Source organism: Yersinia antarctica (assembly GCF_056636475.1).
Window position 1 is genome coordinate 505,381 of sequence record NZ_JBSJQF010000001.1, and the last position, 21,983, is coordinate 527,363.

A 21,983-nucleotide genomic window follows, 5' to 3' on the forward strand; every position below is an offset into this window, starting at 1 on the left:
GCCGATTAACCTGTCATGAATACTTCAGTAAATTTTAGAATAATGTGCGCTATATCATTAATGAATAAGCGATTTACTCTAAAATGCATACGTCTTATGCGCCTTTTTGATGCGTGATATCTCAATCTGACTGTTAATAGATTGTGTTTAAAATCACAATAAATTAAGGTGCCTAAATAGATGAATTCACGGCAAATTTAAATTAAATATAAAAAGGAGTATAGGATGAAAGTTGCAGTTCTCGGTGCCGCTGGTGGTATCGGCCAGGCCCTCGCTCTTCTACTCAAGACCCAGCTTCCTTCAGGTTCAGACCTCTCATTATATGATATCGCGCCAGTGACTCCCGGTGTTGCGGTTGACCTGAGCCATATCCCGACCGCTGTTAATATTAAAGGCTTCAGCGGCGAAGATGCTACCCCAGCCCTTAAAGGGGCCGATATTGTTCTGATTTCTGCGGGTGTTGCACGTAAACCGGGCATGGATCGTTCAGATCTGTTCAATGTTAATGCTGGCATCGTCCGTAATCTGGTTGAGCAAATCGCGCTTACTTGCCCGAAAGCATTAATCGGTATCATTACCAACCCAGTTAACACGACAGTAGCGATCGCCGCAGAAGTACTGAAAAAAGCCGGTGTTTACGACAAGAATAAATTATTTGGCATTACGACACTGGATACCATTCGCTCTAATACCTTTGTTGCTGAACTGAAAGGTAAGCAACCTCAAGATATCGAAGTGCCGGTTATCGGTGGCCACTCTGGTGTTACCATTTTGCCATTGTTGTCACAAATTCCAGGCATTAGCTTTACCGAGCAAGAAGTGGCTGACCTGACTAAACGTATCCAGAATGCGGGTACTGAAGTTGTTGAAGCAAAAGCCGGTGGCGGGTCAGCGACTCTATCTATGGGGCAGGCTGCGGCACGTTTTGGTCTTTCTCTGGTTCGTGCTCTACAAGGCGAAAGCAATGTTGTTGAATGTTCTTACGTTGAAGGCGACGGTAAATATGCCCGTTTCTTTGCTCAGCCAATCCTGTTAGGTAAAGAGGGTGTTGCTGAACGTAAAGACATTGGCAAATTGAGTGCGTTTGAACAGCAAGCGCTAGAAAGCATGCTTGATGTATTGCACAAAGATATTGAGTTGGGCGAGCAGTTCGTCAATAACAAGTAGTAGCAGGGGCTTAAAGCTGCCCCTGAGATAATATTATCAACCGCCGAAGCTATGCATCGGCGGTTTTTTTATGCCCGAAGAATAGCCGGCCGTATCCTCACTTTTCGGTCAAGAAGAACCCCTGTTTTCGGATCAAAATAGCGTGTTGGCCAAATTTCGGAAGGATGAATCTCTAAACATTCGGCAATCAACCATTCCCCCTTTGGCCAAGGACGAGTTAACGCATTGGCAAGAGTCGAGGAACTTAACCCTGCCTCACGAGAGAGGGCGGCTAAAGTTGTGCCTTTTTTACGTAGTGCGGCAATGATGTCTGCTGGGTGCCAATCAGATTTCCTTAAAATCATCTTTAATCCTTTTTTTTTCTAAGCAGCTGACGTGTTAGTGATATAAATAACAGTACATTGTTAATCGTACTGTGAACAGAAAGTGACCATTTAGAAAGATCATACCATTTATTTTCTAAAAGATTTTAAATGTTTTCTAAATATTCCTTTTTTGTGTCACAACGCATATTAGGAAGCAACACCATGAAAAAAGAGTGGTTTGCCGCTAAGGAACTGGCAGGTCTTGAGGGATTACCCTCATCACCACAAGGCATTAACCTCATGGCGAAACGTGAGGGATGGGAACAGCGCCGTCGTCGTGGCGTTCAAGGGAAGGCGGTGGAGTATCATGTTGAAAGTTTACCTTCCACCATACTGAATTCATTACATTTAAGAGAAGAGCCGGCACAGTATACGCCAGCACGGCAAGACCCATTAGCCCTATGGATAGAGGCTTACTATCGTTTTACGGAGGTTGAACGGGAGCAGATTATTACCTTTATTTTTCGTGAAGGAGCTAAAAGCCTGATCGAGCAATTGAGAATCGATTAAGCCCGCCAGATGTGCACTTTGTGCCAGGAAATTGCTACAGCAGCTCATTGATAGAGAATTGATATGAAAAAACAATGGATTACCGCTGCTGAGCTTATTGGTATTGGCGGATTGCCTAACACGCCTGCAGGGGTTAATGGTCGAGCCAGAAAGGAAGGTTGGGAACGCAGACGTAAACTTGGGGTGCAGGGAAAGGCGGTAGAATACGCTATCGAGGGGCTACCATCTGATGTACTGTGTGTTTTACGCTTGAAAGAAACCCCCCCGGAATATGTTGTGCGGTGCAATGACCCATTGGCTATATGGATTGAAGCTTACAATCAACTCACTGATGCTGAGCGCTCGCGAGCTATTGCATTTTTGCTACGGGAAGGGGTAGGAACACTGATGAAACGTTTGGATTAATAGCAGAAAAGATAAACCCGGGCGGTAAAGCACGGGTTTCTTAATGATTTCTCAAAAGGCGCGTTGTACTGCAATGTGCGCTAAACCCTCAAGAGCCAGGCGGTATTCACTTTCAGGGAGAATCTGTAACGCAGCAATGGCTTTGTCGGCCTCTTCCTCTGCACGCCGACGGGTATAGTCAAGTGAGCCACACTGCTGCATTGCAGCCAATACGGGTTCGAGTAAATGGCGGCCATTGCCTTGTTCAATTGCTTGTCGAATCATGGCTGCTTGTTCCACGGTGCCATTACGCATGGCATGCAGTAGGGGCAATGTAGGTTTACCTTCATTGAGGTCGTCACCGGTATTCTTACCCAAAGTGGTGCCATCAGAGCTGTAATCGAGCAGGTCATCAATTAGCTGGAATGCAGTACCCAGATAACGGCCATAATTCTGTAACGCCAACTCCTGCGTTTCAGTGGCATCCGCCAGCACGGCCGCAGATTGTGAAGCTGCCTCAAACAAGCGAGCCGTTTTGCTGTAAATAACCTGCATATAGTTTTCTTCAGTGATGTCTGGGTTATTACAGTTCATTAACTGTAAGACTTCACCTTCAGCAATAACGTTTGTGGCTTCTGACATCAAAGTAAGAACGCGCAGTGATTCGAGGCCGGTCATCATCTGGAATGAGCGCGTATAGATATAGTCGCCCACCAATACACTGGCGGCATTACCAAATGCCGCATTAGCCGTCGCTTTACCACGGCGCATATCAGATTCATCGACCACATCATCATGCAGCAAGGTCGCTGTGTGGATAAATTCAATCAATGCCGCGACGGTGATATGCTTACTGCCCTGGTAGTGCAACGCACGGGCCACCAAAACGGCGATCATAGGGCGAATTCGTTTCCCGCCACCACTGATAATGTAATGGCCCAATTGATTGATGAGAACAACATCAGAGTTCAACTGGTCGAGAATTGTTGTGTTTACTGCCGCCATATCCGGCGCGGTTAACTCGATAATCTTTTCTAGGTTCATTGTTATATTCAGCTGTTTTTCTCTTTAACTGCGATGAGATTACCGCCCACATTATTACATGACGTTCCCTGAGACTATGATTGTACTTGAAAAATCCATCAAATAAACATGATGTAAGAAACTGTGCTTTTTTTCTTCGCTTGGGCTGATTATATACTTGTCATTCACTACATTTTTGCGTAGAATTCGCGCCCTATTGTGAATATTTATAGTGCGCTCTGGACTACAAAAGTGGAGTGCGCGGAAAGCGGAGTTTTATATGTACGCGGTTTTCCAAAGTGGTGGTAAACAACACCGAGTAAGCGAAGGTCAAACCATTCGCCTGGAAAAGCTGGACATCGCAACTGGTGAAACTGTTGAGTTTGACCAAGTTCTGATGATTGCTAACGGTGAAGAAATCAATATCGGCGCTCCTTTAGTCGATGGTGGCAAGATCAAGGCTGAAGTAATTGCTCACGGTCGTGGCGAGAAGATTAAGATTGTTAAATTCCGTCGTCGTAAGCATTACCGTAAGCAGCAAGGTCATCGTCAGTGGTTCACTGATGTTAAAATCACCGGTATCAGCGCTTAAGATTTAGGAGAGCGGATAAATGGCACATAAAAAGGCTGGTGGCTCGACTCGTAACGGTCGTGACTCCGAAAGTAAACGTCTTGGCGTAAAACGTTTTGGCGGCGAAGCAGTTCTGGCAGGCAGCATCATCGTTCGTCAACGTGGAACTAAGTTCCATGCAGGCACCAACGTAGGTTGCGGTAAAGACCATACTCTGTTTGCTTTGGCTGACGGTAAAGTCAAGTTCGAAGTTAAAGGCCCGAAAAACCGTAAATTTATCAGCATCGAAGCTGTATAAGTTTTTCGCGTCCTGTAAATAGATGTAAGCCCTGCAATTTCGTTGCGGGGCTTTTTACATTTCAGGGTTAACCCCTTCGGTAAAAAATGGATACGAAGCAGCAGGCTGGTTTAGGTATTTTTTTGGCACTAACCACTGCCGTATTCTGGGGTGCCTTGCCGATCGCAATGAAGCAAGTGCTTGAGGTGATGGAGCCTTTTACCATTGTTTGGTATCGCTTCACGATGGCGGCTATCGGCTTGGGGATTATTCTGGCTTCGCGTCGTCAGCTACCCTCGCTTAAACTTTTTCGCCAACGTCGCTGGCTGGTATTACTGATAGTTGCGACGTGTGGCCTACTGGGGAATTTCATCTTCTTCAGTTCATCATTACAATATCTAAGTCCGACGGCATCCCAGGTTATCGGGCAATTATCACCAGTCGGTATGATGGTTGCCAGTGTGCTGATTTTAAAAGAGCGGATGCGCATTACCCAGGTTATTGGTGCGGGTATGCTGATTTGTGGCTTGTTGTTATTTTTTAATACCAGTCTGCATGAAATCTTTACCCGTTTGACTGATTATACGCTTGGCGTGGCATTGGGAGTCTGTGCAGCGGTTGTTTGGGTCAGCTATGGTGTCGCCCAGAAGGTGCTATTAAGGCGTATGGCATCGCAACAAATTCTATTATTGTTGTACACTTTATGTGCAATTGCATTATTCCCAATGGCGAAACCAGCCGTTATTTTTCAGCTAAATGGGTGGCAGTTTGCCTGTTTACTATTTTGTGGGGTTAATACCCTAGTGGGTTACGGTGCTTTGGCTGAGGCCATGGCGCGCTGGCAGGCAGCTCAGGTAAGCGCACTTGTCACATTGACACCGTTGTTTACCTTGTTTTTTTCAATTCTATTGGCGCTGGCCTGGCCAGAAATGTTTGCCGCACCGTCCCTCAATCTTGTGGGATACGCAGGCGCATTCGTGGTAGTGGCCGGCGCAATGTTTTCCGCAATTGGACATCGTTGGTGGCCACGTCGGACAGAAATAAACCTGGTTGCTCCGCAAAAGCAGCGGCCCGGTGAATGATTTACGGAGAAAGTAAATGAAGTTTGTTGATGAAGCTACGATTTTGGTTGTAGCCGGTGACGGTGGTAACGGTTGTGTCAGCTTCCGCCGCGAAAAATATATCCCTAATGGTGGCCCTGATGGTGGTGATGGTGGTGATGGCGGCGATATTTACCTGCTGGCCGATGAAAACCTTAACACGCTGATTGATTACCGTTTTGTGAAGTCTTTCCGTGCTGAACGTGGGCAGAATGGCCAGAGCCGTGACTGTACCGGCAAACGTGGTAAAGATATCACCATTAAAGTCCCGGTTGGTACCCGCGTACTGGATCAGGGAACGGGTGAGATTGTGGGTGATATGACCCGCCATGGTCAGGTTCTGATGGTCGCGAAAGGGGGGTTCCATGGGTTAGGGAACACTCGATTCAAATCATCGGTAAACCGTGCGCCACGCCAGAAAACCATGGGTACTGAAGGCGAAACACGTGAATTGATGCTTGAGTTGTTGCTGCTGGCTGATGTGGGGATGTTAGGTTTGCCAAACGCGGGTAAATCCACCTTTATTCGTGCGGTCTCTGCGGCTAAACCAAAAGTAGCCGATTATCCATTTACGACATTGATCCCAAGTCTGGGTGTTGTACGAATGGATCATGAGCAGAGCTTTGTGGTTGCCGATATTCCCGGTTTGATCGAAGGCGCATCAGACGGTGCTGGTCTGGGTATTCGCTTCCTGAAGCATCTGGAACGTTGTCGTGTACTGTTGCACTTGGTTGATCTGGCTCCGATCGATGAATCAGATCCGATTGAGAATGCCAAAGTCATCGTTAATGAGTTACAGCAATACAGCGAAAATCTTGCAGAGAAGCCACGCTGGCTTGTTTTCAATAAGATTGACCTGATAGGTACAGAAGAAGCTGAGGTTCGCGCTAAAGCCATTGTAGAAGCGCTGGGATGGGAAGATAAGTACTACATGATTTCCGCAGCAAATCGCGACAATGTAAACGCGCTGTGCTGGGATGTCATGAAATTCCTCAACACCCAACCTAAAGCTATGGCCATTGCAGAAAGTGCACCAGAAAAAGTTGAATTCATGTGGGATGATTATCACCGTGAACAACTGGCTGAAGTGGAAGCGGCAGCGGTAGAAGAAGATGACGACGATTGGGATGAGGAAGATGATGACGGCGTAGAGTTTATCTACGAACGTTAAATTTCCGGTTGTTGTGAGTCATAACGTTGTTATGAGTATAAATGAGGGCTGCCACTTCACCTGTGGCGGCCCTTTTATTTGAACACCTAATGGGCGACACTAGCTAAATGGAGGTAACGCCGTGCCATGGGTGACGGCAGGTATCCAGCATTGCGCCTGCAGTCCTGAACGGTCTGGGCGGTTCTCCAGTGTTAACCTGCCTTGGTGCAGTTGCACAATACGGATCACGATATTTAGCCCTAACCCACTGCCGCCATAGCGTTGATCCATACGACGAAACGCTTGAGTCAATTCACCCGCCTGTTCTGGTTTTATTCCCGGCCCTTCATCCATCACTTGCAGAATGGCACCCAAGTTTTCAGTAACGAGTTTGACTGAAATCTGGCTACCAACCGGGCTATAACGATGGGCATTTTCAACTAGATTTCGCAACATCAGGCGCAGCAGCGTGGCGTCACCTTCTGTCTTGGCATAAGGCGGGAATTCCCACTGGATAGTTTGTTGCCGAAGATCACACATTTCCTGTAATTCATCTTGCAGTGGCTGCACCACATTTTCAGTCCAATCAAGAGATTGATATAGGCCACTAGCAAAATTTTGGCCTGCTCTGGATAGTGTCAGTAACTGTTCAATAGTATGCATCAATAAGTCGATGCGACTAATCAATGATTTACTTTCAGTGATCCCTTGTTGTTCCATCAACTCAAGGTGCAGACGAATCCCGGCCAGAGGTGTGCGTAACTCATGTGCGGCATCGGCAGTGAACAGGCGTTCTTGCGCAATAGTATTAGAGAGCCGGAATAACAACTGGTTAAGTGTCGATGTTACAGAGACGATTTCTTGCATATCGCTCTTAACAATCACTGGGGTGAGATTATCGGCTGAACGTTCAGCCAGCTTTTTTTGCAATTGATCAAGTGGACGAATAATCCAACTGATCGCCCAGAAAGAGAGCAAAAGGGTGATGGCCATCATGATGAGCGACGGCGCAAGCAGTGATGCAATGGCTTCCGCTATTTCCGTATCAACCCGCTCATTACGCGCTTGTGCGCTAAGGGTTTCATCAACCAGGAAGCTGATTTGTTCCTGACTTTCATGCCATAACCAAAAGGCACTAATCAACTGGGTAACCAATAATATTAACGCCAGCATTAAAATCAGACGGCGTCGCATACTGATCATGATTGTGCCTCCAGACGATAGCCAATACCCCTTACGGTACGAATACGATCTTTGCCTAATTTGCGGCGAAGATTATGGATATGCACTTCTAGCGTGTTGGAGCCGAGATCATCATTCCAGGTATACAGATCCTGCTGTAATAACTCACGGTTAACGGTTTGGCCGGCCCGCATAATTAAGCGCGAGAGGATCGCAAACTCTTTGGGTGTGATTTCCAGCGGCTGATCCTGCAAACAGACTTGCTGTGTTGATAAGTTAAGGCTCAGGTCATCTTGTTGCACCAAATTGTCACTTTGCCCCTGATAACGACGAATCAATGCGCGAACGCGTGCCAGTAACTCGGCTAACGCGAAAGGTTTGATAAGGTAATCGTCAGCACCGGCATCCAGCCCGTCAACCCGATCTTCCAGTGCATCACGGGCGGTGAGGATAAGTACCGGTAAGGTGACATGCTGGCGCCGCCATTGACGCAACAACACGGCACCATCTTGATCCGGCAGGCCGAGATCGAGGATTACCATGCTGTACTGACTGGTGTGTAATAAACTGTGCGCTTCGGCTGCGGTACCGGCACAGTCACAGGCATAGCCCTGATTGGTCAGGGCCATAGCTATCCCGCGTTGCAGCAGTTCATCATCTTCAACAATCAGTAGTTTCATAATTTTTAATTATTCTGATAGATGTCTTTATACAGGCGGCTTTCGAAGCGAACCAAAGGTGCCCGACGATTTTTTTGATCTTCAGGTGGTACGGCGTAACCCGACAAGAATTGGACAAATGCCATGCGCTGCCCACTGGCGGTAGTAATAAATCCGGCCAGATTGTATACGCCTTGTAGTGCCCCGGTTTTGGCCGAAACTTTGCCATCAACACCCGCTTCATGCAGGCCACCACGATAACGTAATGTACCGTCATAGCCCGATAATGGCAGCATTGAGATAAAATTAAGTTCTTGATCATGTTGAGCTATATATTGCAAAGCTTGCATCATGGTTGCCGGCGAAATGAGATTATGACGTGACAAACCCGACCCATCCACGACAATACTGTTCCCCAGATCCACACCGGCCTTCTGGCGCAGAACCTGACGTACCGCATCGGCACCAGCGCGCCATGTGCCCGGTACACCAAATCGCTGATGACCAATGGTCCTGAACACGGTATCGGCAATCATGTTGTCAGACTTTTTCAACATGATTTTCAGTAAGTCATGTAACGGTGCTGACTGTGCTTGGGCTAGCACGGTGCCAGCGGCATTGGGGGTCGTCTGCCGACGTAGGCTGCCGTCAATCTGAATATCCGCTTTTTTTAGTTCATCTTTCAAGATGGCACCGGCATAGCTGGCACCATTTTGTACTGCAAAGGCCAGAGGCAGCGGTTCACTGCGTTGTGTCAGGCATCCGGTAAGCGTGAATCGGTTTAATTCGCCTGGAACGACATCTAACTCGCAATATTGCGCATCTGGTGAACCTTTAGCTAAAGTACGTACTTCACTGAACATCTGCACCGGATAATAGGATGCAACTCGGATAAATGCCATGTCGCCCGGATTAGGCGCGCTGTATAGTGAGACTGAAAAACAGTTACGATCGACAATGGCCGCCGCAGGTGGGGCACTAAAACATTGTGTCATATCGTTCCACGGCCAACCGGGTGCTTTGTCGTGGCTGGCAAAAACCGACGTATCAATGATCAAATCACCTGCAACTTGTTTTACACCGGCTTTTCTTAGCGTAGCCACCATATTACGCAACTGCTGGCGTGTTAAAGTGGGGTCACCGTCAAAACGTGCAATTAAATTGCCGCGCAACACACCGTCGGTGATCGGGCCGTGACTTTCTAGTGTGGTATTGAAGCGAAAATCAGGTCCAAGCTGTAGCAAAGCGGCCAATGCGGTCAGGACTTTTTGCGTACTGGCGGGTAAGACCATCTGCTGAGCGTGATAGTCTATTGCTGGAGTCGTAGCCCCGATTTTTTGTACTACTAACGCAAGATTTGCCCCATCAGGCAGATACTGTGTGTAATTTTCGACCTGAGCCGCATTGGCGTTAGATATGCTGATATTGATCGCAATAGCACAGGCCAATCCACTGACAATTCGTGAAAAATGCATAATTTCGGTATAACTGCTGAATAACGTGTTGCCATACTACGGTGCAACGAGGGCGAAAGTAAACGATGACCCTAAAGGAACTCTACGTTAAAATGCATATCAAAATGCAGAATTGATCCTGACTTGGGGTTTTGGCTCCGGGGTGATTTTTTTTGTTTATCGCCTGGAGGCGGGTAGGCTATCAAACTAGCCGCATTTTCATTCGAAAACGTTAGGATGACGGTTTTTTGAACAGGATAGATTTAGAGGTATTTAAAAGATGAAACAGATTCCGATGACGGTAAATGGCGCAGAGAAACTGCGTGAAGAGCTGGATTTTTTAAAAGGCGTTCGTCGCCCTAAAATTATTGCTGATATCGCCACTGCCCGCGAACACGGTGACTTGAAAGAAAATGCGGAATATCATGCAGCCCGCGAGCAACAAGGGTTCTGTGAAGGCCGGATTCAAGAAATAGAAGCAAAACTCTCTAATGCGCAGGTGATTGATATCACCAGAATGCCTAATAATGGCCGCGTTATTTTTGGTGCCACGGTTCGTGTATTAAATGTGGATAGCGAAGAAGAGCAGCAATACCGGATTGTGGGTGATGATGAAGCGGATTTTAAACAAAATCTTATTTCGGTTAACTCACCTATCGCTCGTGGCCTGATTGGTAAGGAAGTTGATGACGTCGTTGTTATTCGAACTCCAGGCGGCGAAGTAGAATATGAAATTCTTAGCGTGGATTATGTGTAATACTTGTCCATCTGAGCAGCTATTACGCGTTATTTCTCAAAAATGAAGTTGTAAAGAAAAGTAAAAGGCCGCTTGCGGCCTTTTATCAGAACAAAGTGCATGGCACCTTTTCTCTAAAACAAGCGCCATTAACGCGGTAAAATAATTTTCCGCTCTTTCGCTGGGCGATAGAGCACTAAAATATTACCGATGATTTGGACGTTAACGGCACCGGTCTCACGCACGATGGCATCAGCAATTAGGGCTTTGGTTTCACGCTCTTCAGCAGTGATCTTCACCTTAATAAGTTCATGATGTTCCAGCGTTTGTTCGATTTCAGCCAGCACCCCTTCGGTTAACCCGTTATTGCCCAGCATGACTACTGGCTTTAATGGATGGGCCAGGCTTTTCAGGTGCTGTTTTTGTTTGTTATTCAGATTCATCGTCTTTTTTGCTTAAGTTGGGATTGAAAACGGTTCATTCTACCGCCATCTCATGTGTATCACCAAATCGGTCTACGTCGATGGGGAGTTTACGCGAGCTAAGCAACAGATGCGCGGGCTCTTAATTAAGATAGTTGGAAAAAGAGATGTCTAATAAAAAGCGTTCGGCTAGCTCTAGTCGCTGGTTACAAGAACACTTTAGCGATAAATATGTAATTCAGGCACAGAAAAAGGGGCTACGCTCTCGCGCCTGGTTTAAACTTGATGAAATACAACAGAACGATAAACTTTTTAAACCCGGTATGACAGTAGTCGATTTAGGCGCTGCACCCGGCGGTTGGTCCCAATATGCAGTAACCCAAATAGGCGGTAAAGGGCGGGTCATCGCATGTGATCTTCTACCAATGGATCCTATCGTTGGTGTCGATTTCCTTCAGGGCGATTTTCGTGATGAACTAGTCCTGAAAGCTTTACTTGAGCGTGTTGGGGATAAAAAAGTTCAGGTGGTCATGTGTGATATGGCCCCGAATATGAGTGGTACTCCGGCAGTCGATATACCTAAATCAATGTATCTGGTTGAATTAGCTTTAGATATGTGTCGTGATGTACTTGCGCCAGGCGGAAGTTTCCTGGTGAAGGTGTTTCAGGGAGATGGCTTTGATGAATACCTACGGGAAATTCGCTCCCTGTTTACGAAAGTTAAGATTCGTAAGCCAGACGCTTCTCGTGCGCGATCGCGTGAAGTGTACATTGTAGCGACAGGGCGGAAACTGTAGTACCCTAACGCTGTTTGTTAACACAGTTGTAATATGAGGTTAATCCCTTGAGTGACATGGCGAAAAACCTAATTCTCTGGTTAGTTATTGCAGTCGTACTGATGTCTGTATTCCAGAGCTTTGGACCCAGCGAATCGAATGGCCGTAAAGTGGATTACTCTACTTTCATGTCCGACGTAACCCAAGAACAGGTTCGTGAAGCGCGTATTAATGGGCGTGAAATTAACGTCAGTAAGAAAGATAACAGCAAATATACGACTTTCATTCCGGTCAACGATCCAAAGCTGTTAGATACCTTATTGACTAAAAATGTGAAAGTTGTTGGTGAGCCACCGGAAGAGCCGAGCTTGCTGGCCTCTATCTTTATTTCCTGGTTCCCAATGTTGTTGTTGATTGGGGTCTGGATCTTCTTTATGCGTCAAATGCAAGGTGGCGGCGGCAAAGGGGCGATGTCCTTTGGCAAGAGCAAAGCTCGCATGCTGACAGAAGATCAAATAAAAACCTCTTTTGCTGATGTGGCCGGTTGCGACGAAGCAAAAGAAGAAGTCAGTGAATTGGTTGACTATCTGCGTGAGCCAAGCCGCTTCCAGAAACTGGGCGGTAAGATTCCGAAAGGCGTATTGATGGTTGGTCCTCCAGGGACAGGTAAAACCTTGCTGGCGAAAGCCATTGCAGGTGAAGCTAAAGTGCCATTCTTCACTATTTCTGGTTCTGACTTCGTAGAAATGTTCGTTGGTGTGGGTGCATCCCGTGTCCGTGACATGTTTGAGCAGGCTAAAAAAGCCGCACCTTGTATCATCTTTATCGATGAAATCGATGCGGTAGGCCGTCAACGTGGCGCTGGTTTGGGTGGTGGTCATGACGAACGTGAACAGACACTGAACCAAATGCTGGTTGAAATGGATGGCTTTGAAGGCAATGAAGGCATCATCGTCATCGCAGCAACTAACCGTCCAGACGTTCTTGACCCGGCGTTACTGCGTCCAGGTCGTTTTGACCGTCAGGTTGTGGTTGGTTTACCTGATGTCCGTGGTCGTGAACAGATTCTTAAAGTTCATATGCGCCGCGTGCCATTAGATACCGATATCGATGCTTCAGTTATTGCACGTGGTACACCAGGCTTCTCTGGTGCTGACCTGGCTAACCTGGTCAACGAAGCCGCGTTGTTTGCTGCTCGTGGTAACAAGCGTGTTGTTTCGATGGCTGAGTTTGAGAAAGCGAAAGATAAAATTATGATGGGTGCGGAACGTCGCTCCATGGTAATGACAGAAGCACAAAAAGAATCAACGGCTTATCATGAAGCAGGCCATGCGATCATCGGTCGTCTGGTACCTGAACATGACCCAGTACATAAAGTGACCATTATTCCCCGTGGTCGTGCGTTGGGTGTAACATTCTTCCTGCCGGAAGGTGATGCTATCAGCGCTAGCCGTCAGAAACTGGAAAGCCAGATCTCTACCTTATACGGTGGTCGTCTTGCTGAAGAGATCATTTACGGGCCGGAAAAAGTCTCTACCGGTGCATCGAATGATATCAAAGTTGCCACGTCTATCGCGCGTAACATGGTGACGCAGTGGGGCTTCTCCGAAAAACTGGGGCCGTTGCTGTATGCTGAAGAAGAAGGCGAGGTATTCCTTGGCCGTTCTGTGGCAAAAGCCAAGCATATGTCTGATGAAACTGCGCGTATTATCGATCAGGAAGTTAAGTTACTTGTCGAGCGTAACTATCAGCGTGCACGTACATTGCTGATGGAAAATATGGATGTTCTGCATACCATGAAAGATGCTTTGATGAAGTATGAAACGATTGATGCACCGCAGATTGATGATTTGATGAATCGCAAAGAAGTTCGCCCGCCAGCGGGCTGGGATGATGCGACCAAGAATAAATCATCTGACAATGACAGCACACCAAAGGCACCAACGCCGGTTGATGAGCCAAATGTACCAACGCCAGGCAATTCAAATACCATGTCAGAACAGTTGGGCGATAAGTAAGTCAACTGTTGGCATCTATACTCTAAATAATTCGAGTTGCAGGAAGGCGGCAAGTGAATGAATCCCGATGAGTTGACGCCAGTCAATGATTCGGGTGAGAGAGAGCAGCTAACGCACATGCAGCTTGAAGTATACCGAGTATAAAGCGTTGTGATTAATATAAACCTCGGGCTTGCCTGGGGTTTTTCTTTTTCTAAGATATAAAATTGACGTGAACTGCCACTTTTAAGGTGCGATGACATGCATTTAACTGCCAGAGATCGGGTTCTGGATCTCTCTCTCCCACACGTTATGGGTATCTTGAATGTCACCCCGGATTCGTTTTCGGATGGTGGACATCACAATAATATTGATAAAGCATTACAGCATGCCCAATTGATGTTATCAGCAGGTGCTACGCTGATTGATATTGGTGGCGAGTCCACCCGCCCTGGTGCTGCACAAGTGAGTGAGCAGGAGGAGCTTGATCGGGTAGTGCCAGTTGTCGAGGCATTAGCCAAGCGCTTTGATACTTGGTTATCTGTAGATACCTCTAAAGCGGCGGTTATCACTGAATCTGCTCAAGCTGGTGCCCATCTGATTAATGATATCCGCTCATTACAAGAGCCAGGTGCGCTCGACGCTGCGGCAAAAACCGGTCTGCCGGTGTGCCTGATGCATATGCAGGGGCAACCGCAAAGTATGCAGCAGTCACCGCATTACGATGATTTACTGGCTGATGTAAACCAGTTCTTTGAATACCATATTGCTCGCTGTGTTGCGGCCGGTATCGCAAAAAGTAAATTGTTACTCGACCCAGGCTTCGGTTTCGGCAAAAATTTGGCGCATAATTACCAGTTATTGGCGCGACTGGCTGAACTGCATCATTTTGGGTTGCCATTGTTAGTGGGAATGTCGCGAAAATCGATGGTGGGTCAGCTATTACATGTTCCGCCACAACAGCGGGTCATCGGGAGTGTCGCTTGTGCTGTCATTGCCGCTATGCAAGGCGCACAGATTGTCCGAGTGCATGATGTCAAAGAAACTGTCGAGGCGATGCGTATCGTCGAGGCAACACTTTCAGCGAAGGGATAAATAAAAATTATGAGTAACCGTAAATACTTTGGTACAGATGGCATTCGCGGCAAAGTGGGTGAGAGTCCGATTACGCCTGATTTTGTATTAAAGCTCGGCTGGGCTGCCGGTAAGGTTCTGGCTCGACATGGTTCTCGTAAAATTATCATCGGTAAAGATACGCGTATTTCCGGCTACATGCTGGAATCGGCGCTGGAAGCCGGCTTGGCCGCCGCTGGGCTATCGGCATCATTTACCGGCCCAATGCCGACCCCTGCTGTTGCTTATCTGACCCGAACTTTCCGCGCTGAAGCGGGTATTGTTATTTCAGCGTCCCATAACCCTTTCGAAGATAATGGCATTAAATTCTTCTCAATTGATGGCACCAAACTGCCTGATGATGTGGAGGAGGCTATTGAAGCAGAAATGGAAAAACCATTAACCTGCGTTGAATCTGCCGAATTGGGTAAAGCTAACCGTATCGTGGATGCGGCCGGGCGCTACATTGAGTTCTGTAAAGGCACATTCCCGAGCGAACTTAGCCTGAAAGAGTTAAAAATTGTGGTCGATTGCGCCAATGGTGCCACCTATCACATCGCCCCAAGTGTATTACGTGAACTCGGGGCAAATGTTATCACCATCGGCTGTGAACCTGATGGCATGAATATCAATGAAGAATGTGGTGCCACGGATGTTCGCTTGCTGCAAGCGCGTGTGCTGGCTGAAGATGCACATGTTGGCCTGGCATTTGACGGTGATGGTGACCGCTTGATGATGGTTGACCATCTGGGCAACAAGGTTGATGGCGACCAGATTTTGTATATCATCGCGCGCGAAGGCTTGCGTCAGGGTCAACTGAAAGGCGGTGCGGTTGGTACGCTAATGAGTAACATGGGTTTACAGCTGGCTCTAAAAGAACTGGGTATTCCGTTTGTTCGTGCCAAAGTGGGTGACCGCTACGTACTGGAAGCCATGCAAGAGAAAGGCTGGCGCATTGGTGCTGAAAACTCAGGTCATGTAATTTTACTGGATAAAACTACCACCGGTGACGGCATTGTTGCTGGTTTGCAAGTGCTTACTGCTATGGTACGTAATCACATGAGCCTGCATGATTTATGCAGTGGCATGAAGCTATTGCCACAAATCCTGGTGAACGTACGTTTCTCTGGTGAACACAATCCTCTTAAATCTGAGGCAGTTGAAGAAGTGACTCGCCAGGTTGAAAAAGAATTGGGTGATCGTGGCCGCGTTCTGTTGCGTAAATCAGGTACCGAACCATTAATCCGCGTGATGGTTGAAGGTGATGCTGAAGAATCATTGATTGCTGAAATGGCAAACCGGATCGCAGATGCGGTGAAAGCGGCAGGTTAATGGTGCTTTTATGGGGGAGGGTGTGACTCTTTCCCCCATAAATTGCGCTGAAGTTGAATAACTTGACGCTTTTTTCTGCAAATGAACTCGTGTTGTGAAATTGCCCTTGCGTGTACTATGCGCTTTGGTTAGTATTCACACCCGCTTAAGTGGGTGAATAAGTCCCCGCTGATGGGTGAAAAGCATTTGGCATGCGGTGAATCCGCAAGGATACAGGTACAACTATGTACGAAGCTCTTCTGGTATTTTTCTTGCTGATTTCGATTGGGCTAGTTGCTCTGATCATGTTGCAGCAAGGTAAAGGCGCGGATATGGGAGCCTCATTCGGAGCAGGTGCGTCTGCAACTCTGTTCGGTTCGAATGGTTCCGGTAACTTTATGACTCGCATGACGGCTTTATTGGCGACGCTGTTCTTCGTCATTAGCTTGATTCTGGGCAATATGAGCACCAACCAGGGCCATACAGGCAGCGAGTGGGAAAACTTGGGTACGCCTGCAAAAACTGAGCAGACTACAGCTCCAGTAGCACCAGCTAAGCCAAGTAGCGATATCCCGCAGTAATGTTTTGCCAGCAGTAAGTAGTAACGATAGAAAAAAGTTTTAAAATGGTTGTGACGACTTAAATAGTAAAAACAACCAGTTGAATCAGTGCCGGGGTGGTGGAATTGGTAGACACGCTACCTTGAGGTGGTAGTGCCCGATTGGGCTTACGGGTTCAAGTCCCGTCCTCGGTACCAAATCAGTCAGATAACTTGCTTTTTTGTCGTTATCAACGTAATATTTGCCACGTTTTCGGACGCGGGGTGGAGCAGCCTGGTAGCTCGTCGGGCTCATAACCCGAAGGTCGTCGGTTCAAATCCGGCCCCCGCAACCACTTTCCTAAAGTGTTTTTTTTCAAATGTTGTATTCGGTAGACCTCAGATACTTTCGATTTCAATTTGAAAAAAATACTTGTCAGAAAGTTGTACCGAAGCCGCTTTGCGGCAAACAGGGTCCAGTTGCATAAAGCCCCGAATTTCGGGGTTTTTTGTTATTTGACAGCAGAATCACTGGGCTATTAGGCCCTTTTTTTATGTCTTGGGGGTGGGCTTGTCCACATTAGAACAAAAGTTAACAGAGATAATTTCAGCACCGGTTGAGGCCTTAGGCTATGAATTAGTCGGCATCGAGTTCATCCGGGGGCGCCAATCGACGCTACGAATCTATATTGATAGTGACGACGGAATCACTGTTGATGCTTGTGCTGATGTCAGCCACCAGGTCAGCGCTGTATTGGACGTAGAAGATCCAATTACGGTCGCTTACAACTTAGAAGTTTCCTCTCCGGGCCTTGATCGCCCTATGTTCACCGCTGAACATTATACTCGTTACCTCGGTGAAGAAGTCACTTTGGTTTTGCGTATGGCAATGCAGAACCGCCGTAAATGGCAGGGCATTATTAAAGCCGTTGATGGTGAAATGATCACGGTTACTGTGGATGGAAAAGATGAAGTGTTCGCGCTGAGCAACATCCAGAAAGCGAACCTGGTACCCCACTTTTAAAGTTTGGATGAGGCAACTAGGATGAACAAAGAGATTCTGGCTGTTGTAGAAGCAGTTTCCAATGAGAAATCCCTTCCGCGCGAGAAGATTTTTGAGGCGTTGGAAACCGCTCTAGCGACAGCGACCAAGAAAAAATACGAACAAGAAATTGAAGTTCGCGTCAGCATCGACCGTAAAACCGGTGATTTCGACACTTTCCGCCGTTGGGTCGCAGTTGACGAAGTTACCATGCCAACGCGTGAAATCACGTTGGATGCGGCTCAATATGAAGATCCAACCCTCCAGTTGGGTGATTATGTCGAAGACCAGATTGAATCTGTTACTTTTGACCGTATCACAACCCAAACAGCTAAACAGGTCATCGTACAGAAAGTACGTGAAGCCGAACGTGCTATGGTGGTTGATCAGTTCCGTCAGTATCTGGGCGAAATTGTTACCGGTGTGGTGAAAAAAGTTAACCGTGACAGTATTGCACTGGATCTGGGTAACAATGCTGAAGCCGTTATTGGCCGTGAAGACATGCTACCGCGTGAAAACTTCCGTCCAGGCGACCGTATCCGTGGTGTTCTGTATGACGTGCGTCCAGAAGCTCGCGGTGCTCAGTTGTTTGTCAGCCGTTCACGTCCTGAAATGCTGATCGAACTGTTCCGTATTGAAGTGCCAGAAATTGGCGAAGAATTGATCGAAATTAAAGCTGCCGCCCGTGATCCTGGCTCGCGTGCTAAAATTGCGGTCAAAACCAACGACAAACGTATCGATCCAGTCGGTGCTTGTGTAGGTATGCGTGGTGCCCGAGTTCAGGCTGTTTCCAGCGAGCTTGGCGGTGAGCGCATTGATATTGTATTGTGGGATGATAATCCAGCCCAGTTTGTTATTAATGCCATGGCGCCAGCTGATGTTGCGTCTATTGTGGTTGATGAAGACAGACACACGATGGATGTTGCCGTTGAAGCCAGCAACTTGGCACAGGCAATTGGCCGTAACGGCCAGAACGTACGTTTAGCAGCACAACTGAGTGGCTGGGAACTGAACGTAATGACGGCGGACGATCTTCAGGCGAAGCATCAGGCCGAAGCTCATGCCGCTATTGATACCTTCACCAAATATCTTGATATCGATGAGGACTTTGCCACCATATTGGTAGAGGAAGGTTTCTCTTCTCTGGAAGAATTGGCTTACGTGCCAATGAAAGAACTTCTGGAAATCGACGGTCTTGACGAAGATACGGTTGAAGCGCTGCGTGATCGCGCCAAAGCTGCATTGACCACGCTGGCCCTGGCACAAGAAGAAAGTCTTGGCGACCAAAAACCCGCTGATGATCTGCTGAACCTGGCGGGTCTGGAACGTAGCATGGCATTCAAATTGGCTGCGCGCGGTGTGTGTACGCTGGAAGATCTTGCCGAGCAGGGTATCGACGATCTGGCAGATATTGAAGGGCTTAGCGATGAGCAAGCCGGCGAGCTGATTATGGCCGCACGTAATATCTGTTGGTTTGGCGATAACGCGTAATAAACTGTAGCAGGAAGGAACAGCATGACAGATGTAACCGTAAAATCGCTGGCAGCTGAGATTCAGACCCCAGTTGATCGCCTGGTACAGCAATTTGCTGATGCAGGGATCAAGAAGTCTGAAGTAGACTCAGTTACCCAGCAAGAAAAAGAAACATTACTGGCGCACTTAAACCGTGAACACGGTAGTGCGCCGAATAAACTCACGTTGCAACGCAAAACGCGTAGCACCTTGAATATTCCGAGCACCGGCGGAAAAAGTAAATCGGTGCAAATCGAGGTCCGCAAGAAACGCACTTATGTAAATACGCCGGAAGCTGAACAAGCTAAAGCGGAAGAGCAGGCACAGCGTGAAGCGGAAGAGCAGGCACAACGTGAAGCGGAAGCAGCAGCGCAGAAAATCGCTGAAGAAAAAGCTAAACGTGCGGCCGAAGAACAAGCCAAACGTGAGGCCGCTGAAAAAGCTAAACGCCAAGCAGCGGAAAAAGAAAAAGTGACGAATCAACAAACCGACGAAAAAATCAAGCCAGCTCAGACCGATAAAGCACGCCGTGAAGCTGAAGCTGCCGAGCTGAAACGCTCAGTAGAAGAAGAAACACGCCGTAAGGTCGAGGAAGATGCTAAACGCGTTGCTGAGGAAGCCCGTAAAATGGCAGCCGAAAACGAAGGTAAATGGCCAGCACCTGTGGCTGAGCAGACTGAGTCTGCTGACTACCATGTAACCACTTCACAACATGCGCGCGCCGCGGAAGACGAAAACGACGCCAAAGTTGAAGGTGATCGCCGTAGCCGCACTCGTGGTGGTAAAGCAACTAAGCAGAAAAAAGGCAATAAACTCTCCGAGTCTAAAGCTGATCGTGAAGAAGCACGTGCTGTTGGCCGTAAAGGCAAACGTAAACCAAGCACACTTCAACAGAGCTTCAACAAGCCTGTTGTTGCGGTTAACCGCGATGTTGTGATTGGTGAGACTGTAACAGTTGCTGAACTGGCAAACAAAATGGCTGTTAAAGGCTCTCAGGTCATCAAAGCAATGATGAAACTGGGTGCTATGGCAACCATTAACCAGGTTATCGATCAAGAAACAGCACAGATGGTTGCTGAAGAGATGGGCCACAAAGTGATTCTGCGTCGTGAAAACGAACTGGAAGAAGCTTTGATGAGCGACCGTGATACTGGCGCTGAAGCCGCAGCCGAGCACCGCGCTCCGGTTGTGACCATCATGGGCCACGTTGACCACGGTAAAACCTCTCTGCTGGATTACATCCGCTCCACGAAAGTGGCGTCAGGTGAGGCCGGTGGTATTACACAGCACATCGGTGCTTATCACGTTGAAACTGAAAACGGCATGATCACCTTCCTGGATACCCCAGGACACGCCGCGTTTACTTCAATGCGTGCCCGTGGTGCTCAGGCGACTGATATCGTGGTGTTGGTTGTTGCAGCCGACGATGGCGTGATGCCACAGACTATCGAAGCTATTCAGCATGCCAAAGCGGCGAAAGTGCCGGTTGTGGTTGCAGTGAACAAAATCGATAAGCCAGAAGCTGATCCAGACCGCGTTAAAACCGAGCTGTCTCAGTACGGTGTCCAGCCAGAAGAGTGGGGCGGTGACTCTCAGTTCATCAACGTATCTGCGAAAGCTGGTATCGGTATTGATGAATTGTTGAACGCAATCCTGCTGCAAGCTGAAGTTCTGGAACTGAAAGCAGTTCGTACTGGCATGGCAAACGGTGTGGTTATCGAATCCTTCTTGGATAAAGGCCGTGGCCCTGTTGCTACCGTGCTGGTTCAGAAAGGTACCTTGAACAAAGGTGATATCGTACTGTGTGGCTTTGAGTATGGCCGTGTACGTGCTATGCGTGACGAGTTGGGCCGTGATATCACGTCTGCTGGTCCGTCTATTCCGGTTGAAATCCTGGGTCTGTCCAGTGTTCCTGCTGCCGGTGATGAAGTGACCGTGGTTCGTGATGAGAAGAAAGCTCGTGAAGTTGCACTGTACCGTCAGGGCAAATTCCGCGAAGTCAAACTGGCTCGTCAGCAGAAATCTAAGCTGGAAAACATGTTTGCTAACATGACCGAAGGCGAAGTTTCTGAACTGAACATCGTAATCAAGTCTGACGTACAGGGTTCTTGTGAAGCTATCTGTGATTCACTGGAAAATCTGTCTACCGATGAAGTGAAAGTGCGTATTGTTGGCTCAGGCGTTGGTGGTATCACCGAAACTGACGCAACACTGGCCGCAGCTTCTGGCGCAATCATCCTTGGCTTTAACGTTCGTGCTGATGCTTCAGCCCGTCGTGTCGTTGAAACTGAAGGTCTGGATCTACGTTACTACTCAGTAATTTATAGCCTGATCGACGAAGTCAAACAGGCGATGAGTGGTATGTTGGCACCTGAGTACAAACAACAAATCATTGGTCTGGCTGAAGTTCGTGATGTGTTTAAATCACCGAAATTTGGCGCCATTGCAGGTTGTATGGTTACTGAGGGTGTGATTAAGCGTAACAATCCAATCCGTGTTCTGCGTGACAACGTGGTTATCTATGAAGGCGAGCTGGAATCTCTGCGCCGCTTCAAAGATGACGTTAACGAAGTTCGTAATGGTATGGAGTGTGGTATCGGCGTTAAGAACTATAACGACGTCCGTACTGGTGATGTGATCGAAGTCTTCGAAATTATCGAAATCAAACGTACTATCGATTAATCGCCTCAGATC

At 47.7% G+C, this 21,983-nt stretch carries 22 protein-coding genes and 2 tRNA genes; 18 read left to right on the forward strand and 6 right to left on the reverse strand.

The features are described from left to right. The first annotated feature begins 225 nt into the window (after positions 1–225). Complete coding sequence (mdh, locus tag ACWJJO_RS02260) at positions 226–1,167, forward strand: malate dehydrogenase (RefSeq protein WP_481090575.1); 942 nt, start codon at positions 226–228, stop codon at positions 1,165–1,167. A gap of 68 nt (positions 1,168–1,235) precedes the next feature. On the opposite strand, the gene ACWJJO_RS02265 is transcribed toward mdh, so the two are convergent. Then, positions 1,236–1,511, reverse strand: a complete 276-nt coding sequence (locus ACWJJO_RS02265; protein ID WP_083160925.1) for a helix-turn-helix domain-containing protein — start codon at positions 1,509–1,511, stop codon at positions 1,236–1,238. Positions 1,512–1,694: 183 nt separating this feature from the next. On the opposite strand from ACWJJO_RS02265, the gene ACWJJO_RS02270 reads away from it, so the two are divergent. Together ACWJJO_RS02270 and ACWJJO_RS02275 are read left to right on the forward strand one after the other, a co-directional pair. Beyond that, positions 1,695–2,042, forward strand: a complete 348-nt coding sequence (locus ACWJJO_RS02270) for a DNA-binding protein (RefSeq protein ID WP_083160923.1) — start codon at positions 1,695–1,697, stop codon at positions 2,040–2,042. Positions 2,043–2,105: 63 nt separating this feature from the next. After that, entirely contained in the window at positions 2,106–2,447 is a 342-nt protein-coding gene (locus tag ACWJJO_RS02275) for a DNA-binding protein (RefSeq protein ID WP_481090576.1), read from the forward strand. Positions 2,448–2,498: 51 nt separating this feature from the next. Here the strand turns inward: ACWJJO_RS02275 and ispB are convergent, their stop codons facing one another. Next, a complete protein-coding gene (gene ispB / locus ACWJJO_RS02280; protein ID WP_083160919.1) occupies positions 2,499–3,470 on the reverse strand; it encodes an octaprenyl diphosphate synthase in 972 nt (323 codons plus the stop codon). A gap of 259 nt (positions 3,471–3,729) precedes the next feature. Here ispB and rplU point away from each other — a divergent pair, with 259 nt between their 5' ends. From rplU to cgtA, 4 genes are all read left to right on the forward strand, one after another. After that, positions 3,730–4,041: a 50S ribosomal protein L21 gene (gene rplU / locus ACWJJO_RS02285; protein WP_005186422.1), complete on the forward strand. Its 312-nt coding sequence runs from the start codon at positions 3,730–3,732 to the stop codon at positions 4,039–4,041. 19 nt (positions 4,042–4,060) lie between these two features. Then, positions 4,061–4,318, forward strand: a complete 258-nt coding sequence (rpmA, locus tag ACWJJO_RS02290; RefSeq protein ID WP_083160917.1) for a 50S ribosomal protein L27 — start codon at positions 4,061–4,063, stop codon at positions 4,316–4,318. A gap of 86 nt (positions 4,319–4,404) precedes the next feature. Continuing rightward, positions 4,405–5,379: a DMT family transporter gene (locus ACWJJO_RS02295; RefSeq protein ID WP_083160915.1), complete on the forward strand. Its 975-nt coding sequence runs from the start codon at positions 4,405–4,407 to the stop codon at positions 5,377–5,379. A 16-nt stretch (positions 5,380–5,395) separates the two neighbouring features. Beyond that, positions 5,396–6,568, forward strand: coding sequence for an Obg family GTPase CgtA (cgtA, locus tag ACWJJO_RS02300; RefSeq protein ID WP_083160913.1), 1,173 nt, complete (start codon positions 5,396–5,398; stop codon positions 6,566–6,568). 99 nt (positions 6,569–6,667) lie between these two features. Here the strand turns inward: cgtA and pmrB are convergent, their stop codons facing one another. The 3 genes from pmrB to dacB are packed head-to-tail and all read right to left on the reverse strand — an operon-like array spanning position 6,668 to position 9,863. Next, positions 6,668–7,750, reverse strand: coding sequence for a two-component system sensor histidine kinase PmrB (gene pmrB, locus ACWJJO_RS02305; RefSeq protein ID WP_083160911.1), 1,083 nt, complete (start codon positions 7,748–7,750; stop codon positions 6,668–6,670). Beyond that, a complete protein-coding gene (gene pmrA / locus ACWJJO_RS02310) occupies positions 7,747–8,409 on the reverse strand; it encodes a two-component system response regulator PmrA (RefSeq protein WP_083160909.1) in 663 nt (220 codons plus the stop codon). The genes pmrB and pmrA overlap by 4 nt, the downstream gene beginning before the upstream one ends. A 5-nt stretch (positions 8,410–8,414) precedes the next feature. Continuing rightward, positions 8,415–9,863 (reverse strand): serine-type D-Ala-D-Ala carboxypeptidase, encoded by a 1,449-nt coding sequence (gene dacB, locus ACWJJO_RS02315; RefSeq protein WP_481090577.1) that lies wholly within the window; start codon positions 9,861–9,863, stop codon positions 8,415–8,417. 259 nt (positions 9,864–10,122) lie between these two features. Between dacB and greA the strand changes: the two genes are divergently transcribed. Next, on the forward strand, positions 10,123–10,599 hold the full coding sequence (greA, locus tag ACWJJO_RS02320; RefSeq protein ID WP_005186441.1) for a transcription elongation factor GreA: 477 nt from the start codon (positions 10,123–10,125) through the stop codon (positions 10,597–10,599). 128 nt (positions 10,600–10,727) lie between these two features. On the opposite strand, the gene yhbY is transcribed toward greA, so the two are convergent. Beyond that, positions 10,728–11,021 carry a ribosome assembly RNA-binding protein YhbY gene (gene yhbY, locus ACWJJO_RS02325; protein WP_004389225.1) on the reverse strand — a complete coding sequence of 98 codons (294 nt, stop codon included), beginning with the start codon at positions 11,019–11,021 and terminating at the stop codon, positions 10,728–10,730. Between the two features lie 146 nt (positions 11,022–11,167). Between yhbY and rlmE the strand changes: the two genes are divergently transcribed. The 10 genes from rlmE (at position 11,168) to infB (ending at position 21,971) form a co-directional block, all read left to right on the forward strand. Beyond that, entirely contained in the window at positions 11,168–11,797 is a 630-nt protein-coding gene (gene rlmE / locus ACWJJO_RS02330; RefSeq protein WP_083160905.1) for a 23S rRNA (uridine(2552)-2'-O)-methyltransferase RlmE, read from the forward strand. A gap of 56 nt (positions 11,798–11,853) precedes the next feature. Continuing rightward, on the forward strand, positions 11,854–13,794 hold the full coding sequence (gene ftsH, locus ACWJJO_RS02335; RefSeq protein ID WP_083160903.1) for an ATP-dependent zinc metalloprotease FtsH: 1,941 nt from the start codon (positions 11,854–11,856) through the stop codon (positions 13,792–13,794). A 240-nt stretch (positions 13,795–14,034) separates the two neighbouring features. Continuing rightward, positions 14,035–14,868 (forward strand): dihydropteroate synthase, encoded by an 834-nt coding sequence (folP, locus tag ACWJJO_RS02340; RefSeq protein WP_083160901.1) that lies wholly within the window; start codon positions 14,035–14,037, stop codon positions 14,866–14,868. Positions 14,869–14,877: 9 nt separating this feature from the next. After that, positions 14,878–16,218, forward strand: coding sequence for a phosphoglucosamine mutase (glmM, locus tag ACWJJO_RS02345; RefSeq protein ID WP_083160899.1), 1,341 nt, complete (start codon positions 14,878–14,880; stop codon positions 16,216–16,218). A 224-nt stretch (positions 16,219–16,442) separates the two neighbouring features. Further along, positions 16,443–16,778 (forward strand): preprotein translocase subunit SecG, encoded by a 336-nt coding sequence (gene secG / locus ACWJJO_RS02350; protein WP_005186467.1) that lies wholly within the window; start codon positions 16,443–16,445, stop codon positions 16,776–16,778. Positions 16,779–16,867: 89 nt separating this feature from the next. Next, positions 16,868–16,954: transfer RNA gene (locus tag ACWJJO_RS02355), tRNA-Leu, on the forward strand. Positions 16,955–17,014: 60 nt separating this feature from the next. Further along, positions 17,015–17,091: transfer RNA gene (locus ACWJJO_RS02360), tRNA-Met, on the forward strand. A gap of 215 nt (positions 17,092–17,306) precedes the next feature. Then, a complete protein-coding gene (gene rimP, locus ACWJJO_RS02365) occupies positions 17,307–17,759 on the forward strand; it encodes a ribosome maturation factor RimP (protein WP_002222054.1) in 453 nt (150 codons plus the stop codon). A gap of 21 nt (positions 17,760–17,780) precedes the next feature. Then, positions 17,781–19,268, forward strand: a complete 1,488-nt coding sequence (gene nusA, locus ACWJJO_RS02370; RefSeq protein ID WP_083160895.1) for a transcription termination factor NusA — start codon at positions 17,781–17,783, stop codon at positions 19,266–19,268. Positions 19,269–19,292: 24 nt separating this feature from the next. After that, entirely contained in the window at positions 19,293–21,971 is a 2,679-nt protein-coding gene (infB, locus tag ACWJJO_RS02375; protein WP_083160894.1) for a translation initiation factor IF-2, read from the forward strand. The last annotated feature ends 12 nt before the right edge of the window (positions 21,972–21,983 follow it).

Bases quoted from the DNA above. Each gene is read 5' to 3' on its own strand.
- ACWJJO_RS02275 (WP_481090576.1), top strand. From the start codon at position 2,106: ATGAAAAAACAATGGATTACCGCTGCTGAGCTTATTGGTATTGGCGGA.
- dacB (WP_481090577.1), bottom strand. From the start codon at position 9,863: ATGCATTTTTCACGAATTGTCAGTGGATTGGCCTGTGCTATTGCGATC.
- rplU (WP_005186422.1), top strand. From the start codon at position 3,730: ATGTACGCGGTTTTCCAAAGTGGTGGTAAACAACACCGAGTAAGCGAA.
- glmM (WP_083160899.1), top strand. From the start codon at position 14,878: ATGAGTAACCGTAAATACTTTGGTACAGATGGCATTCGCGGCAAAGTG.
- rlmE (WP_083160905.1), top strand. From the start codon at position 11,168: ATGTCTAATAAAAAGCGTTCGGCTAGCTCTAGTCGCTGGTTACAAGAA.
- ispB (WP_083160919.1), bottom strand. From the start codon at position 3,470: ATGAACCTAGAAAAGATTATCGAGTTAACCGCGCCGGATATGGCGGCA.
- mdh (WP_481090575.1), top strand. From the start codon at position 226: ATGAAAGTTGCAGTTCTCGGTGCCGCTGGTGGTATCGGCCAGGCCCTC.
- yhbY (WP_004389225.1), bottom strand. From the start codon at position 11,021: ATGAATCTGAATAACAAACAAAAACAGCACCTGAAAAGCCTGGCCCAT.
- pmrA (WP_083160909.1), bottom strand. From the start codon at position 8,409: ATGAAACTACTGATTGTTGAAGATGATGAACTGCTGCAACGCGGGATA.
- ACWJJO_RS02295 (WP_083160915.1), top strand. From the start codon at position 4,405: ATGGATACGAAGCAGCAGGCTGGTTTAGGTATTTTTTTGGCACTAACC.
- secG (WP_005186467.1), top strand. From the start codon at position 16,443: ATGTACGAAGCTCTTCTGGTATTTTTCTTGCTGATTTCGATTGGGCTA.
- ACWJJO_RS02270 (WP_083160923.1), top strand. From the start codon at position 1,695: ATGAAAAAAGAGTGGTTTGCCGCTAAGGAACTGGCAGGTCTTGAGGGA.
- ftsH (WP_083160903.1), top strand. From the start codon at position 11,854: ATGGCGAAAAACCTAATTCTCTGGTTAGTTATTGCAGTCGTACTGATG.
- ACWJJO_RS02265 (WP_083160925.1), bottom strand. From the start codon at position 1,511: ATGATTTTAAGGAAATCTGATTGGCACCCAGCAGACATCATTGCCGCA.
- folP (WP_083160901.1), top strand. From the start codon at position 14,035: ATGCATTTAACTGCCAGAGATCGGGTTCTGGATCTCTCTCTCCCACAC.
- infB (WP_083160894.1), top strand. From the start codon at position 19,293: ATGACAGATGTAACCGTAAAATCGCTGGCAGCTGAGATTCAGACCCCA.
- nusA (WP_083160895.1), top strand. From the start codon at position 17,781: ATGAACAAAGAGATTCTGGCTGTTGTAGAAGCAGTTTCCAATGAGAAA.
- greA (WP_005186441.1), top strand. From the start codon at position 10,123: ATGAAACAGATTCCGATGACGGTAAATGGCGCAGAGAAACTGCGTGAA.
- cgtA (WP_083160913.1), top strand. From the start codon at position 5,396: ATGAAGTTTGTTGATGAAGCTACGATTTTGGTTGTAGCCGGTGACGGT.
- pmrB (WP_083160911.1), bottom strand. From the start codon at position 7,750: ATGATCAGTATGCGACGCCGTCTGATTTTAATGCTGGCGTTAATATTA.
- rpmA (WP_083160917.1), top strand. From the start codon at position 4,061: ATGGCACATAAAAAGGCTGGTGGCTCGACTCGTAACGGTCGTGACTCC.